Here is a 14,324-nt window from a genome sequence, read left to right as displayed (position 1 = left end):
ACTTCTCTTCTAAACTCCATTTCTTGTATTTCATATCTCAAATGTACTATTTGAAATTTAGAATATCACTCTGAACTTATAAGGGGCTAAAATACCAGCCAGTAACAGCGGTTTGCAAAAATGGCGAAATATGTGTTAAATTCACGTTTATCTTTCGCAAGATATTTTATCTTAGCCGAAAATAATCGGTCACGAAGTTCGCCACTTCTGCAAGCCGCGAGACGTTGGCAGAAAGTTAAAAAAACTGCACAATAGAACTTTAACGTAAAAATTTCATTATTTTTGTATTGAAACAATTATTAAATAATGAAATATCCGAGATACGAATATTCAGCTGAAGCAGAATTAAACTTTTTTGAATTTGAAAGCAATGGACCAAAAGGCAAAATATTCAAATTGGTACAATATACAGAAATGAATATTGTAGGATATTATAATTTAGCCTTTGGCGATTTAGATTTAAAAACACGTGAAATAAATGATGGTATAATAACTAATAATGGAGATGCTACAAAAGTTTTAGCAACTGTAGTTTCTACTGTTTACGCTTTTACAGGTAAATATCCTGAAGCTCATATTTTTGCGACAGGCAGTAGTGAAGCAAGAACAAGATTATACAGAATGGGAATCACCAATAATCTGGAAGAATTGAAAACTGATTTTTATGTCTATGGACTAAAAATTGACGAAACATTTGAAACATTTGTTGTTGGAGAAGATTATTTAGGCTTTTTAATAACACGAAAAAAATAAAATTATGAAAGTAGAAGATTTAAACAAAGCGAAAATACCAGTAGTGAAAATTAATAAAAAACTGGAAGAATTTAAAGGAAAAATAATGTTTCCAGAGAAACTTGAATTGGCAAATAAAATGCTTGAAAGAGTTAAACTTCCAGTAGAAACGGTAAAATAACCTTCTGCCAACAGCGGTTTGCAAAAATGGCGAAATATGTGGTAAATTCACGTTTATCTTTCGCAATAAATTTTATCTTAGCCGAAAATAATCGGTTACGAAGTTCGCCACTTCTGCAAGCCGCGACACGTTGTGCGTCATTTTAAAAAACCGACACCATTGAATAGAACGAATGAAATAATATCAATAAACTCCATTAGTCAAATTCCGACACTCGAAGCAATTCGAACAATACCACGTGAGCACACATTAAAACTCATTTTTGAAAAGGGAGTTGAAAATAAAAGACAAGCAGTAGGACAAAATCTAAAAACTGAACTTGTTGGCTTTCAAGTTGGAATACATACAATTGAACCAGAAATAAACATATGTAAGCTTATAACCGACAAAGAAATTGATGACAATCAAGACTTTTTTGAGCAATGTGCGAAGGATTACAGACAATTAGGCTAAGAATTACTATATAAGTTGGTAGACAAACTTGACTTGAAATTAAATAAGGACTTTCCAATGGATACGTTTAACGAACTTAAACGAGACAGTAGGCAAATTGGAAAACTTGAAAATTGGAGATATTTCCTTCACGGATTTCATTGCGGTTTTGAAAACAAGACAACAGGACAAATTATAGAAGTCCCTCTTGTATTTGGACAAGAATTTGGAGATTTAGACCCTTACTTTTTCTCAAAATTCGTAAAATCTACACCGAAATACAAACCTCTGCCAGTTGATATTTTTGAAGAATATGCTGACGGAAAAAGGATAAATGAAAGAATGCTAACACTTGGTAAGTTTGAAAAAATAAGTTCTAATATTGGCAACCATTATGGAATTGTGGTTGCTGAAAGACCAAAAGTAGAAATCAAATCCCATTTGGACTTGGAAAAATTGTACAAAGAGCAAAACAAACAAACTGAAAACCCTAAATTTAATTTTTGGAATTTTATAGGACTGAAAAAATAAAAACGAACGCACAACAGCGGTTTGCAAAAATGGCGAAATATGTGGTAAATTCACGTTTATCTTTCGCAAGAACATTTATCTTAGCCGAAAAATCTCGGTTACGAAGTTCGCCACTTCTGCAAGCCGCGACACGTTATAGCCAATTTACAGAAAAATGGAAATCCTGAAAAAATACACCGAACTGCAATATAGCAATTTAACAATAATTAAAAGTTATACTTGTATGCTTTTAACGATTAATCCAGAATATAAAGTTTATGGTTCAGGTGTGTTCATACAAGTCAAAAATCATTTTTTTCTTGTTTCTGCTTCACATGTTCTTGATAATTTTGAAAACCTAGTTATTCCATTAGAAAAAGGAAAAAACTTATTTAAACCAGGAGGAATAACATATATTAATGAGTTTTTTATAAGCAGGGAAAAGGATTCTGTTGACATCGGATTTTTGGAATTAGATAAAGAAAGTGTAGAAGAATTATTAACTACTTATAAATTCTTAAAAGACGATGATTTAGCAATTAATCATAAATTTGAAAATCAACCATATTATACTTTTCTTGGATATCCTACCACACTTTCAAAGATTTCACAAAGCAAAAACTCTTTCCATAGTTATCCATTTTTTCAATTTTCAACTCCAGCCAAGGAATGTGAATATATGAAATACAATAGAAACATAAATTCTAATATTGTAACATCTTATGAAAGGAAAAAATCATATAATTTAAAAATTAATAAATTTGCTGTAGGTCCAGATTTACATGGAATCAGCGGTTGTGGATTATGGTTTACTGATCCTATGGATATATTTACTCAAAATAAAAGACCGAAATTAACTGCAATAATGACAGATTGGCCAATTAAAGATAGAACAAAAGTTATAGGTACGAGAATAGATATATTAACAGAATTTCTTAGAAAAAAATTAAATTTACAACTTCCTGAATCTAATATCATTTCGGTAAAATAAACTGGCTATAACAGCGGTTTGCAAAAATGGCGAAATATGTGGTAAATTCACGTTTATCTTTCGCAAGAAATTTTATCTTAGCCGAAAATAATCGGTCACGAAGTTCGCCACTTCTGCAAGCCGCGACACGTTATGCGGCAGCTTAGGACAAACGTAAACAAACAAACGACAAACAGAAATGGAAGCATTATTTCACTTCATATTTGAACTAGTTAAAATTTCAATTTTAGGTTGTATTTATGCGACCTTTACGCTTTTGACTATTAAAATAATTGGTCGCTACAAGCCTGACAGTTGGTTTGACAGAGTTTCACAAAAGAAATTAAAACTTTGGTTTATAAGCGGACTTATTATTTCGGTTGGACTTTTCTTTTATATGTTCACTTATTATGGTGACCACGGACTTGGGGACGGACCAAAAATACCAATTGGACACGAAATAGTCATTGACAATACAAATTGGACCGAATATGGTTATATTAAAGGAATTCAAACGTCAGACAACATAGATATCGAAATGACCAAATTTATTGTTGTGGACAATATGTTAATCGGAAACCTTGATAGTTGGTTTTATGACTTTCAAAACTCATATTTTATTTATGATTTGAAAACCAAAGAAATTAATGAATTTAAAAATATGACAGAATTTGACACATTTGTAAAAGAAAACAAATTACCTACTTCTGAAGAACTTTTGACATTTGAAGAGAATTACCGAAAACATTGGAGCGGTTGGAGATTTTGGTTTTTACCGTAGAAAAAAAGTAGAAATAAATAAACATAAAAAACTAACGAAACAATGATAAGAAAAGAAAGCCGACCGCATAACAGCGGTTTGCAAAAATGGCGAAATATGTGGTAAATTCACGTTTATCTTTCGCAATAAATTTTATCTTAGCCGAAAGATTACGGTCACGAAGTTCGCCACTTCTGCAAGCCGCGACACGTTGGTGGCAATTATACCTCATAATCAAGAATCTAACACAACAAATGACAGAAAAAATACTTAAAGGAAAATTACTTTTTTATTCAGAACAAGGAATGGAAGGTGGGTATTTATCATTCCAAGACAGCGAATATATAACTTTAAATTCAGCAACATTTGGAATAAATAATAACTGCAAAGTATGGGACAAAAGTAATACTAACCGACAAGGTTTGGCATCAAATGCAGAATTTTTCATAGAGAATAATTGGTTAGAATTTCCTGACCCAATTTGGAAAGACAAAGATTTTGAAATTTCTTCTCTATATTGTGGCGAACAAAATGGAGACTTAAATGCAGACAAACGACTTTCTGAAAAATATAGCTTTAAAATAAAGTATTCAGTTGAAAGACTTAATGAAACTTATGGACAAGGAAATTGGAAAATTGATCGAAACCTACCAAATGTAATTTTGAAAGATGGTAGTCTTTTGCATTTTGGTGATACACCAACCACAATTCCCTCGAGACCCTATGGAATACCTCAAGGTGCCACGTCAAGGGTTACCGTAAAATGGAACGATGGAATTATTCAACACGAAATTCTTTCTGAAGATTTATTGGTGGAACAATCAGACTATAAAGGATTGCATATGTTGCAAAATGAAGATATTTTAATAATCATGGACCCAACGACAAAAAACATTATTTGTGAAGGAAAATTAGACAAAATCCCTTTGAAAATATTTAGCCAAACAAGACAAGGACATTTTGAGCAAATCAATCAAAATAATAATTATAATTGGGAACAATATTTTACTGAAAATTATTATGCCGAATTACATAGAAAATAAAATAACTGCCACCAACAGCGGTTTGCATAAATGGCGAAATATGTGGTAAATTCACGTTTATCTTTCGCAAGATATTTTATCTTAGCCGAAAATAATCGGTCACGAAGTTCGCCACTTCTGCAAGCCGCGACACGTTGTGGGTAATGTTAACCAAAAATGGGAGAATTCAATAAACTACAAATAAAAACAATACATGAATATAGAGAGTCTAATATCTAAAATTGAACTTTTTGAATCTTTAATAATTAAGTCTGGATTTAAACGAGATGTGAATGATTACTTGCAATCAATTCAACAAGGACAAAATCAAAACCTTGTATTTATGAAAGAATTATCACAAAAAATTAAAAACAAATTAATTGAGTGTGAAAATTATGGACTTGAAGCAGAGCTAAATCTAGTATTAAGAGATAGTAAACCCTTTACAGAGCTTGATACATTAACTAAATTAGAAGATTTAGATAGTAATACAGAAATCGACGGTAATAATTATTTTTCAAAATTCAGTCAAATATTAACTCAACTAATTCAAAATATAGATAAGAATAAAACGGAACTTGATGGAGTATTAAAGATATTTCAAAAGTATGTGAATATTGAAAAAGAATATGAATCTGAAAACGAACAAGCTGTTGTTTCATTAATTTTCAAAGACTTAAAATCAACTGGTAGCTTAAAGGAGTTTTCGAAAGTTCTTAATAGATGGAACAGAATGTTGTTAGTTTACCACACACTATTAACTTCCGAATCACCCGACGAAATTTCGTTAGTTGAAATTCAAAATGGTTCAATTGATGTGATTTTTAATATTGACTTTGATATTGCACTTGACTTGACTGAATTATTAAAAACAGGGTTAAAAGTTTATAGTGCTTATCTTTTGTACAAATCAAAAACAGCAAAAGAAATTATTTTGTCTTATATGGGTAATGTTAAATTAATAAAACAAGAAAAAGAAAGAGAAAAATTGATGTTAGAAAACATTAAAGATTCAGTATATCAAAAAGCTCTTGAACAGCATAAAGAAAGATTAAAAGCTGACAAAAATATTGACAAAACATCTATTGAAGTAAAATTAGAAGAAGTAAGTTCAGTAATTACAGACCATATAATAAAAGGAAATGAATTACGCTTATTAACTGCTCCTGAAGATGAAGAAGATGAGGAAGAAAATTTAGGAATAGAGTTAAGAAAAGAAACTGCAGTTGTTAGGGAAAGATTTAAAAAGTTAGAACCTGCAGAAAAACAATTTTTACTTGAAAAGTATACTTTAAAAGAAGAAAACAACGATAAATAAAAACACTACCCACAACAGCGGTTTGCAAAAATGGCGAAATATGTAGTAAATTCACGTTTATCTTTCGCAAGAAATTTTATCTTAGCCGAAAATAATCGGTCACGAAGTTCGCCACTTCTGCAAGCCGCGACACGTTAGTGGCAACTGTAACAAACGACACATAAAACATAAATGGGACTATTTGACTTCTTAAAAACAGCAAAGACATTTGAGACTGAGATTGAACAGTTAAAAGACTTTACAATAGTAAATAGACAAAATTCTAAAGTTATTGAAATAAAAAAAGAAACGACATTTGAAAATATAGTTGAACTATTGCTAATATTAAAAAAAAACAACATTGCTTTTTCTTTTTTCGACAGTTATTATCCGTCACCAAGCGACCCTGGAGCTTATTTTGATTATTCACAAGAGAAAAACGAAACAGATAATGCTTGGAGTATGACTTTAGGTAATCACGGTTGGACAGGTGGTATTTACACAATAACAGAAAACAACATTATTAGACAAATACATAATCTTATTAAAAACAATCAAATTGATATAATTAGAATTGATAACGTAAAAATCTTTTCACATTACGACAAAGAAAATGCAGATAACAATAAAAATCAAAACGCTTTAATATTTGGCATTCACTCGGGAAAAGATAGAATAAAATCAAATTATCTAATTTTTGGAATATTCTCAAGTGACAACTACTATCCCTATAGTATTTATAAATTGACAAGTAATCAGTTATTTGAAGACAAAAGAGGGACTTGGCATTCTGACAGACATACGAAAACTGGATATGTCTTTCAAGGTGAATTACTTCCTGAAACGAAATTTCAAATAACAAAGGAACTTCTAAATGAAATTCCAATAGAGTTTTTGACAAAAAAGTGGAGAGGATTTTATACTACAGGAAATAAAAATGAAGACCAGTTAATTCTAGAATTTGAAGAAAACGAATATCATAAGACAATTTCAATTGATAGTTATGAACTTAATACTGATGATTTATCTACAGAAATCAAGAATTTTAGACGAAAAATTGAAAGCATAACAATAAAACTGAACGAATGAAAACAGCAGCCACTAACAGCCGTTTTGCAAAAGCGGGGGTTTCGTGCTTCTCTGACAGTGAAGTGCTAAATTCAGGCTTTGTGCATCTAATGAAGTTTAGTGCTAAAAATCCCCGCCTTCGCAAAGCGGCAAAACGTTAGCGGTTATTTTACTCAACATCGGACAAAAAAACATCTTATGAAATCAACAATTTTCCATAATTTCAAAATTGAAATAAAAAAGCCTGAAGAATGTTCAGAAGAAGAATTGGCGGAATTCCATAAAAAAGTTATTAAAAGCGGAAAAGTTTTATTAATTGGATTGTTACCAAGGATTAAAAATTGTGCGTTTTTAGCTTTTTGCTATTTTGAAAATAATTTAATTGGAATTTCTTCAATAAAAAAACCTACTCAAAGTTATTTAGAAGATATCATTAGCAAAGCAAAACTTGATAGAAATTATAATGATTTAAATTTTGAGATTGGTTATTCTTTTACAGAAATTAAGTTTCGGAAAAATGGGATTAGCAGAGAATTGAAACAAAATTTACTAAAAGAAATGCAATTTAAACAGGGAATAATTTTTTCAACTACCGCGATTCCTAGTAGCCAAAAATTTTTAAAAGACAATGGATTTGAAAAACGTGGCGAAAGTTATAATGGTGAAAATGATATTGGTATAACTTACTTTGAAAAAGAATTAAAAAATACTAATAAATAACTTAAAATAAAAAATAGCGAAGAATTAGACAAAGATTTTTTGTCGAATCAAATATAGAAAAAATCAAAAAATAATCAGAAAATTAATCTTAATTCAAAAAATATGTTAAAAAATATCTATTGTATTTTGCTGTTTGCAATTAGTTCGATTTCTTTTGGTCAAACCAAAGAAGAAACATCAAATTGGTTAACAACAAAACTTAATCAGCATAGCAGTATTGTCGGTTCAAGTGAAGAAAATTATTTTTTTATTAAAAACGGTAATATATTCAAAAAATCACATCTTGGAGGAAATGAACGTATGAATTTTACGACTATTTTCGGATTACCAATAAAATACATTACAGAAATTACGGTTTCTATAAATCCGGATAGTTATACATTTAATTTATATTGTGGCAAAAACTGTATTAGTAAAAGCATAGACAATATAGTTGGAGAAATAGAGCAAGATACACCAAAAAATTTAGGGTTAGAAATAAATAAAAAAGATATAACTCTTATCAAAAGAATCCCAAAAGCTTTACTTTTTTTAGTTAAGTCATATGGTGGTAATGCAAAATTAATAATCGATAAAGAGCCATTTTAAGAAAAAAAAACAACCGCTAACAGCGGTTTGCAAAAATGGCGAAATATGTGGTAAATTCACGTTTATCTTCCGCAAGAAATTTTATCTTAGCCGAAAGATTACGGTTACGAAGTTCGCCACTTCTGCAAGCCGCGAAACGTTAGGCGTAATTATAAAACCGAAGGGAGAATGGAATATATTATAAGTTTAGATGACCTAAAATATGGAGATATAATTTTAACAAGAAGTAATGATAGAACGTGTTTAAAAATAAGAGAATTTGCAAAAAGTAATTATTCACACGCACTAATTTATAAAGGAAATAAAAGTTGTCTTGAATCCAATGCCTTTGGAGTTCAATCTGTAAATCCGCAAAGACTTATTTTTGAAAATTTAGATGATGTAATTGTAATGAGGTTTAATGACCCCAAGGAAACATATTTTTTAGAAACAGGATTTGCTAAAGCCAGTGCTAAAATTGGAATGTCTTATGCTTCAAGACACGAACTTATGAAATCATATCTTGAAATTTTGGAAAAAGCAAATGAGAATACCAGACAATTTTGCACTCGATTTGTAGCACAGATCTTTGAAGAAAGTGGATTTAAAATAGTTTTAAACGCAGATTATTGCTCTCCAAGCGATATTGAAAATAGTCTAGTACTGAATAAAATTCCAAATGTATTAAAGAAAGGAAATAAGAATGAGATTAAATTAGCTTTAGAGAAAAACCATTCCATTGAATTACAATCAGATTCAACATATACTTTTTTAGAGAGCGTTAGAAATTTAATAAAGTTAGACATTCAGACTTTTGATGATGTAGAAAATTTTTTACTTCAAAATCCTGAAAGAAATGAAGAAATAGATAACTTAATAAAAAAGACAGATTATTTTCAATTAGGCGATATAGAAAAGTCCAAAAATATTTTGATGTATAGTCCCGACCTATTTTTAAAATATTGTGGAGCTGAACAATGTTTAAAAATCTCCTCTGAAGAAATTGTAAGCGAAGAAGTGAGAGCTTATAATTTTCAAATGGCTATTAAAAAATATGAAGATTTATACGAAAAAACAAAACTATCATATTTTGCCTCCCATAGAGATTGTTATAAAAGACAACTAGAATTAAGCAACGAAAGATATTTAGTATTTGAAACAATATTAAAGTGCGTAAAATAACTACGCCTAACAGCGGTTTGCAAAAATGGCGAAATATGTGGTGAATTCACGTTTATCTTTCGCAAGAAATTTTATCTTAGCCGAAAATAATCGGTTACGAAGTTCGCCACTTCTGCAAGCCGCGACACGTTAGCTGTAAGTTTAAAAAAACCAAAATATGTCCATAAAAATAAAACAAGCACTAACTGAATCTTTGATTAAAATTGAGAAGAAAGTATTTGATGAAGAAACAATTCGAACATTATTAATAGTTTCAAGAGAATATTTAAAGTATGATGGACTTATAAAAGAGTTAGCTCACTTCATTGCACATCCTAAAAGAAATAGAGGTATTTTCCATAAAAAAGTTAACTCAAGATATGCCAAATTTAAATTAGTAGAAGAACAACTTTTAAAGAAAAGACCTGTAATAAAAACTGAAGAAGAATTGAGTGATTTTATGCTTGGAGGAGTTAATATTGAAAAAATAGAGATCAAACTATTTGATATTATATACTTTGATGGACTTGATGATTTACCAGAAAGTCATTTAATCAAACATACAGGATTCACGAAATTACAAGCCGAAAAAAATCTAAAAAATAGTTATACAAAAAATGGAAATTTCTACTCTTTAAATACTCAAAAAACAAAAAAAATGATTTCTCTTCTTCAAGAATTACCTAATTCAGATGAAGACAAGGAAATTCAAAAAGCTATTTTTCAAGGCCAAGAATTAATTAATAAAATAGAAATGACTATTGATTCTTTGCAAAAAGTAATAAGAGGAGCTATATATTTGCATTCTGTATTTAATACTGATTCTTTAATTAATGACTTTGAAACTAACTTCAAAAAAATATTAGAGGAATTTAATATTGATTCAAAATATACAAATGTTATTACAGATAATATTGAAGAAATTTTACTTTGTCTTATGACTTTAATTCACGATTCAATTTTTGAATTTTATGATAAGAATACAGCTCGTGTATATTTGTGTGCATATTTAAAAAATGATGAAGTTAAAAACAAGGAATCTTTGTCTCAACAAGAAATACTACACAAATTTGGAGTTTTAGCCTTATATACCAATTATAAATTGGGAAGTAAGTCAAATTCCTTTCCTTTATTTGTGTCTGAAATCAAACTGAAAGATTATATTGAATTTAATGATTTTATGGCTACTAATATTACAGGATCAATAACAGAAATTCCTTGGATTAGTGCAAAAAGATTTGGTGAAAAATTAAGGCTAAAAACCTACAGCTAACAGCGGTTTTGCGAGATTGCGAAATATGTGGTAAAATCAAGTTTATCTTTCGCAAGAAATTTTATCTTAGCAGAAAATAATCGGTCACGAAGTTTGCCACTTCTGCAAGCCGCGACACGTTAGCTGTAATTCTACTGAAAATCAAACTTAAAACACTAAAAATGAAGAAATTATTATTTATTTTATTATTATCAATTGGGACGAATTTTTCAATTTATTCCCAAGAAAGCTATTCATTTACATTTGTAAAATCAAGTGTGCAAAATTTAGAAAAGAAAGCTTCACACAATGATGATGGTATGAGTGGAGATTTATTTAAAACACCTATTTTAAAGAAAAGAATGCTTGGAATGTTTCTCGTTAATGAAAATGGCTCATTTGATTATGAAACATCAAAATATATTACTTTTTCTTCAATTCCTGCAACAGAAAAATTTGAAATAAAGGAAGATGTGGAATATGGAAGTAGAGATTGGGAACAAAACTTATCTATTTATAATGTAAAAACTAAAGAAAAATATGTTGTAATGATATTCCCAATGAGAGACCTACAAGATTATAACAACATGGGTAATGAAGCTAATGGAAATGGATGGCTAACAAAAACGTGTCCTAAAGAATTATCAGCTGAAAAAAAAGCATTGCTAATTAAATATAAGGCATTAATAAAAAGTGCAGATGCAAACATTGCAGTTCTAAATACTATTCAAAAAAAGTATTTAACAAGAGGTTATTTTGATACAAATAGAGTTAATGCAGTTGATAAAAAACTATATAATAAAACCCTTGATGAATTAAAAAATAAAGCTGAACAATTAGCAGACATTGACCGTTATGATGATAAAGATAATGAAGTTCAAAACAAACTTACTTTATCGGAAAGCGGTTCACTTTATAACATAAATAATTGGAATGTAAATCAAACGAAATTATATTAATTTTTAATAATATGGATTTCAATATTTTCAAAATTCTTGAAAAAGACAATAAAGAATTAATACATTCATCTTTCATAAAATTCTTAATTGAAGAAGACCAAGAGTTTTTTTCAAAATTTCTAAAAATTAAATACAATGAAAAATCAGAAGTCAGTTTAGAAAAATCATACAAAAATCCAAATAAATCAAAAACAAAAAACAACAGATGTCGTTTTGATATTGAAATTAAAGATGATAAGAGAATTATTATAATTGAAAATAAATTTAAATCATTTCCGAATGATAATCAATTAATTGAATATAACAAATCTTTAAAATTTAATTATCCAAATCACGAATATTTGAAGTTTTTATTATATTTTGACAAAAATTTATTCAAAACTAAAACTGATTGGAAAATTTTAGATTACAAAGATTTTGTAGATTATCTTAAAAATTATAAAAACTTAATTAAAAATAAAGAAAAAATATTTTTTGTAAATCAATACTATATCTTTTTAAAAGAATATATTGAAAAATATCAATTAATATTAAAGTCCGCAAATACAATATTTTCAAATCAAAAAGACAATGAAAATAAATTTTGGATTAAGTTATTTTATTCAAATCTTGAAATTCAACTTACTAAATACTTTAAAGAAAACAATTTAGAAGTAAATGTTTATATTGCCTCCGGCAATAAAAGCATTCCTTTACTAAATATTGTTCCTTCAAATTGGAATACAAATAAAATTGAATTATTAATACAAATTCAAAACGGAGAATTGAAATTTTATGCACATACAAAAAATAAGGAATTTTTAAAAAACTTAATTGACTTTTCTAAACAAAACATTGATAATGAATTTACAGAATTTAAAAATATCAATAATATAAACGAAAAAACATCTTACATTTTTAAAATTAAATTTTTTAACAATAAGAAAATAAAAGAAACAACTGAACTTGATATTAATAAAATGTATGAATATATATTAAAATTTTATAACAAAATTGACACTAAAATTATAAAGAACTACAGCTAACATCGGTTTCACGAGATTGCGGGTAAAGTGCTAAAAATTATGTTCATCTTTCGCAAGAAATATAGTAGTAATGGAAAAACCGCGGGTACGAAGTCCGCAACCTCGTGAAGCCGAGAAACGTTAGGTGATATAATATATGACGACAACGATAAAATATTTAATAAAATTTGGTGATGAAGCCAATATAATAAAACTCTTTGAAAAAGGAGAAATTTATATGAATACTATCAAAAGCTTTAAGCAATCTGATAGAAAAGAAATAGGAGATAAATACGAAGGCACCGTAGATATAAAAAACTTCCATAACGGAGAATTAACTTTATATTTACCTGATAATCCTATAACGTTGAAAACTTCAAAATTGCAACTTTCAGAAAGTTACAAAAATCATATAGGAAATATTTTTTGTAGTTATGCTTTGTCAGACAAATTACTATATAGAAAACCAGTTCATAAAATTGACTCTCGAATGCAGACTTTTGGTTCTCATTGTATTATAATCAAAGATGTATCAAAATTTCTAAATGCTATTTTTAGTGAACTAAAAAATAGAAATATTGACTATTCACATAATATAGTAAAATATCATAACTATAATAAAAATGATCATCAGCTAACTCTTTTTGACAAACCCCATAATTATGCTTACCAAAAAGAACATAGAATAATTGCTTACACTGATTTAGATGAACCACTTAAATTTGAGATTGGTTCAATTAAAGAATATGCTGAAATATATGAAACAAATGTCTTGATAAAAAACTTAATACTTGCTCCAAAAAATTACATCACCTAACAGCGGTTTGCAAAAATGGCGAAATATGTGGTAAATTCACGTTTATCTTTCGCAAGAAATTTTATCTTAGCCGAAAATAATCGGTCACGAAGTTCGCCACTTCTGCAAGCCGCGACACGTTAGTGGCTATGTCCCCGGAAAACGAAAATCACGAAGAAAATTCACAGATATAATTACTTTAGAAAAACTTAAAATTTACGATAAATATGCAGGAGAAGAAGACCATCTTGCAAGAAGTGGTAATCATAAAGAATTGGAACTTTTCAAAGGGAATTTAGATTGGTACGAAATAAATAATTTTAAGCAAGATATTCATCTAATTACAGAACATTTAGCATCCGAAAAATACAAAAAAACAGTAATTGAAAGGCTAAAACTTCTTTGTGATGAACAATCTTTTAATACTTTTACTAAATCAATTTTATAAATGTTATTTGGAAAATTATTTAACATAAATAGAAAATGGAAGGACGTATTTTAATTGCTGAAAAGATAACTGAAAAGAAAAAAAAACTAACAAAAGTTGCAACTGACGAAACAGGTTGGCTAACTTATTACATCGATGAAAATTCCGAAAAATGGATAGAAGAATATCTGAATTCAGAATATCAAGGTGGAGGATTGCCACAATTGAGATTACTTGATAAATTTCCTTGGGAATAGAAACTGAAGTTAAAGACACAGACACTAACAGCGGTTTGCATAAATGGCGAAATATGTAGTAAATTCACGTTTATCTTTCGCAAGAAATTTTATCTTAGCCGAAAATATTCGGTCACGAAGTTCGCCACTTCTGCAAGCCGCGACACGTTAGTAGAGATAACTCCTAAGTGGTCGATATTGCTGAGCTTATCTATAATCAATAAGTAAAT

18 protein-coding genes are annotated in these 14,324 nt (G+C 28.8%); all 18 read left to right on the top strand.

Features of this window, described 5'->3' with window-relative positions; genetic code table 11:
- Window positions 1–306 precede the first annotated feature (306 nt).
- Window positions 307–753, top strand: coding sequence for a DUF6934 family protein (locus HNQ00_RS15985; RefSeq protein ID WP_173839507.1), 447 nt, complete (start codon window positions 307–309; stop codon window positions 751–753).
- Between the two features lie 4 nt (window positions 754–757).
- The gene (locus HNQ00_RS15980) at window positions 758–913 is read left to right on the top strand and encodes a hypothetical protein (protein WP_173839506.1); all 156 of its coding nucleotides are present in this window, start codon (window positions 758–760) and stop codon (window positions 911–913) included.
- Between the two features lie 159 nt (window positions 914–1,072).
- Window positions 1,073–1,366, top strand: coding sequence for a hypothetical protein (locus HNQ00_RS15975; RefSeq protein ID WP_173839505.1), 294 nt, complete (start codon window positions 1,073–1,075; stop codon window positions 1,364–1,366).
- 15 nt (window positions 1,367–1,381) lie between these two features.
- Entirely contained in the window at window positions 1,382–1,876 is a 495-nt protein-coding gene (locus HNQ00_RS15970) for a DUF6896 domain-containing protein (RefSeq protein ID WP_371739368.1), read from the top strand.
- A gap of 154 nt (window positions 1,877–2,030) precedes the next feature.
- Window positions 2,031–2,846: a hypothetical protein gene (locus HNQ00_RS15965; RefSeq protein WP_173839503.1), complete on the top strand. Its 816-nt coding sequence runs from the start codon at window positions 2,031–2,033 to the stop codon at window positions 2,844–2,846.
- A gap of 178 nt (window positions 2,847–3,024) precedes the next feature.
- Window positions 3,025–3,606: a hypothetical protein gene (locus HNQ00_RS15960; RefSeq protein ID WP_173839502.1), complete on the top strand. Its 582-nt coding sequence runs from the start codon at window positions 3,025–3,027 to the stop codon at window positions 3,604–3,606.
- Window positions 3,607–3,839: 233 nt separating this feature from the next.
- The gene (locus HNQ00_RS15955) at window positions 3,840–4,628 is read left to right on the top strand and encodes a hypothetical protein (RefSeq protein WP_173839501.1); all 789 of its coding nucleotides are present in this window, start codon (window positions 3,840–3,842) and stop codon (window positions 4,626–4,628) included.
- Between the two features lie 193 nt (window positions 4,629–4,821).
- Entirely contained in the window at window positions 4,822–5,925 is a 1,104-nt protein-coding gene (locus tag HNQ00_RS15950; protein ID WP_173839500.1) for a hypothetical protein, read from the top strand.
- 171 nt (window positions 5,926–6,096) lie between these two features.
- Complete coding sequence (locus tag HNQ00_RS15945; RefSeq protein WP_173839499.1) at window positions 6,097–6,993, top strand: hypothetical protein; 897 nt, start codon at window positions 6,097–6,099, stop codon at window positions 6,991–6,993.
- On the top strand, window positions 6,990–7,133 hold the full coding sequence (locus HNQ00_RS16300; RefSeq protein ID WP_217425287.1) for a hypothetical protein: 144 nt from the start codon (window positions 6,990–6,992) through the stop codon (window positions 7,131–7,133). Before HNQ00_RS15945 ends, HNQ00_RS16300 begins: the two co-directional genes overlap by 4 nt.
- Before the next feature lie 37 nt (window positions 7,134–7,170).
- Entirely contained in the window at window positions 7,171–7,692 is a 522-nt protein-coding gene (locus tag HNQ00_RS15940; RefSeq protein WP_173839498.1) for a hypothetical protein, read from the top strand.
- Window positions 7,693–7,794: 102 nt separating this feature from the next.
- On the top strand, window positions 7,795–8,280 hold the full coding sequence (locus HNQ00_RS15935; protein ID WP_173839497.1) for a hypothetical protein: 486 nt from the start codon (window positions 7,795–7,797) through the stop codon (window positions 8,278–8,280).
- 168 nt (window positions 8,281–8,448) lie between these two features.
- The gene (locus HNQ00_RS15930; protein WP_173839496.1) at window positions 8,449–9,441 is read left to right on the top strand and encodes a C40 family peptidase; all 993 of its coding nucleotides are present in this window, start codon (window positions 8,449–8,451) and stop codon (window positions 9,439–9,441) included.
- A 157-nt stretch (window positions 9,442–9,598) separates the two neighbouring features.
- Entirely contained in the window at window positions 9,599–10,693 is a 1,095-nt protein-coding gene (locus HNQ00_RS15925; protein ID WP_173839495.1) for a hypothetical protein, read from the top strand.
- Between the two features lie 161 nt (window positions 10,694–10,854).
- Window positions 10,855–11,631: a hypothetical protein gene (locus tag HNQ00_RS15920; protein WP_173839494.1), complete on the top strand. Its 777-nt coding sequence runs from the start codon at window positions 10,855–10,857 to the stop codon at window positions 11,629–11,631.
- Between the two features lie 11 nt (window positions 11,632–11,642).
- Window positions 11,643–12,656 (top strand): PD-(D/E)XK nuclease family protein, encoded by a 1,014-nt coding sequence (locus tag HNQ00_RS15915; protein WP_173839493.1) that lies wholly within the window; start codon window positions 11,643–11,645, stop codon window positions 12,654–12,656.
- Window positions 12,657–12,792: 136 nt separating this feature from the next.
- Window positions 12,793–13,452, top strand: coding sequence for a hypothetical protein (locus HNQ00_RS15910; RefSeq protein ID WP_173839492.1), 660 nt, complete (start codon window positions 12,793–12,795; stop codon window positions 13,450–13,452).
- Window positions 13,453–13,914: 462 nt separating this feature from the next.
- Complete coding sequence (locus tag HNQ00_RS15905) at window positions 13,915–14,115, top strand: Imm27 family immunity protein (RefSeq protein ID WP_173839491.1); 201 nt, start codon at window positions 13,915–13,917, stop codon at window positions 14,113–14,115.
- Window positions 14,116–14,324 lie beyond the last annotated feature (209 nt).

The sequence above is a fragment of the Flavobacterium aeripolare genome (assembly GCF_013294025.1).
Taxonomy (GTDB): domain Bacteria; phylum Bacteroidota; class Bacteroidia; order Flavobacteriales; family Flavobacteriaceae; genus Flavobacterium.
The sequence above is the reverse complement of the archived record's forward strand: the minus strand, read 5'-3'. Positions and strand labels throughout refer to the sequence as shown.

What these genes read in the sequence shown, in the direction of transcription:
- HNQ00_RS15985 (WP_173839507.1), top strand. Translation starts at nt 307, where the DNA reads ATGAAATATCCGAGATACGAATATTCAGCTGAAGCAGAATTAAACTTT.
- HNQ00_RS15980 (WP_173839506.1), top strand. Translation starts at nt 758, where the DNA reads ATGAAAGTAGAAGATTTAAACAAAGCGAAAATACCAGTAGTGAAAATT.
- HNQ00_RS15965 (WP_173839503.1), top strand. Translation starts at nt 2,031, where the DNA reads ATGGAAATCCTGAAAAAATACACCGAACTGCAATATAGCAATTTAACA.
- HNQ00_RS15960 (WP_173839502.1), top strand. Translation starts at nt 3,025, where the DNA reads ATGGAAGCATTATTTCACTTCATATTTGAACTAGTTAAAATTTCAATT.
- HNQ00_RS15955 (WP_173839501.1), top strand. Translation starts at nt 3,840, where the DNA reads ATGACAGAAAAAATACTTAAAGGAAAATTACTTTTTTATTCAGAACAA.
- HNQ00_RS15950 (WP_173839500.1), top strand. Translation starts at nt 4,822, where the DNA reads ATGAATATAGAGAGTCTAATATCTAAAATTGAACTTTTTGAATCTTTA.
- HNQ00_RS15945 (WP_173839499.1), top strand. Translation starts at nt 6,097, where the DNA reads ATGGGACTATTTGACTTCTTAAAAACAGCAAAGACATTTGAGACTGAG.
- HNQ00_RS16300 (WP_217425287.1), top strand. Translation starts at nt 6,990, where the DNA reads ATGAAAACAGCAGCCACTAACAGCCGTTTTGCAAAAGCGGGGGTTTCG.
- HNQ00_RS15940 (WP_173839498.1), top strand. Translation starts at nt 7,171, where the DNA reads ATGAAATCAACAATTTTCCATAATTTCAAAATTGAAATAAAAAAGCCT.
- HNQ00_RS15935 (WP_173839497.1), top strand. Translation starts at nt 7,795, where the DNA reads ATGTTAAAAAATATCTATTGTATTTTGCTGTTTGCAATTAGTTCGATT.
- HNQ00_RS15930 (WP_173839496.1), top strand. Translation starts at nt 8,449, where the DNA reads ATGGAATATATTATAAGTTTAGATGACCTAAAATATGGAGATATAATT.
- HNQ00_RS15925 (WP_173839495.1), top strand. Translation starts at nt 9,599, where the DNA reads ATGTCCATAAAAATAAAACAAGCACTAACTGAATCTTTGATTAAAATT.
- HNQ00_RS15920 (WP_173839494.1), top strand. Translation starts at nt 10,855, where the DNA reads ATGAAGAAATTATTATTTATTTTATTATTATCAATTGGGACGAATTTT.
- HNQ00_RS15915 (WP_173839493.1), top strand. Translation starts at nt 11,643, where the DNA reads ATGGATTTCAATATTTTCAAAATTCTTGAAAAAGACAATAAAGAATTA.
- HNQ00_RS15910 (WP_173839492.1), top strand. Translation starts at nt 12,793, where the DNA reads ATGACGACAACGATAAAATATTTAATAAAATTTGGTGATGAAGCCAAT.
- HNQ00_RS15905 (WP_173839491.1), top strand. Translation starts at nt 13,915, where the DNA reads ATGGAAGGACGTATTTTAATTGCTGAAAAGATAACTGAAAAGAAAAAA.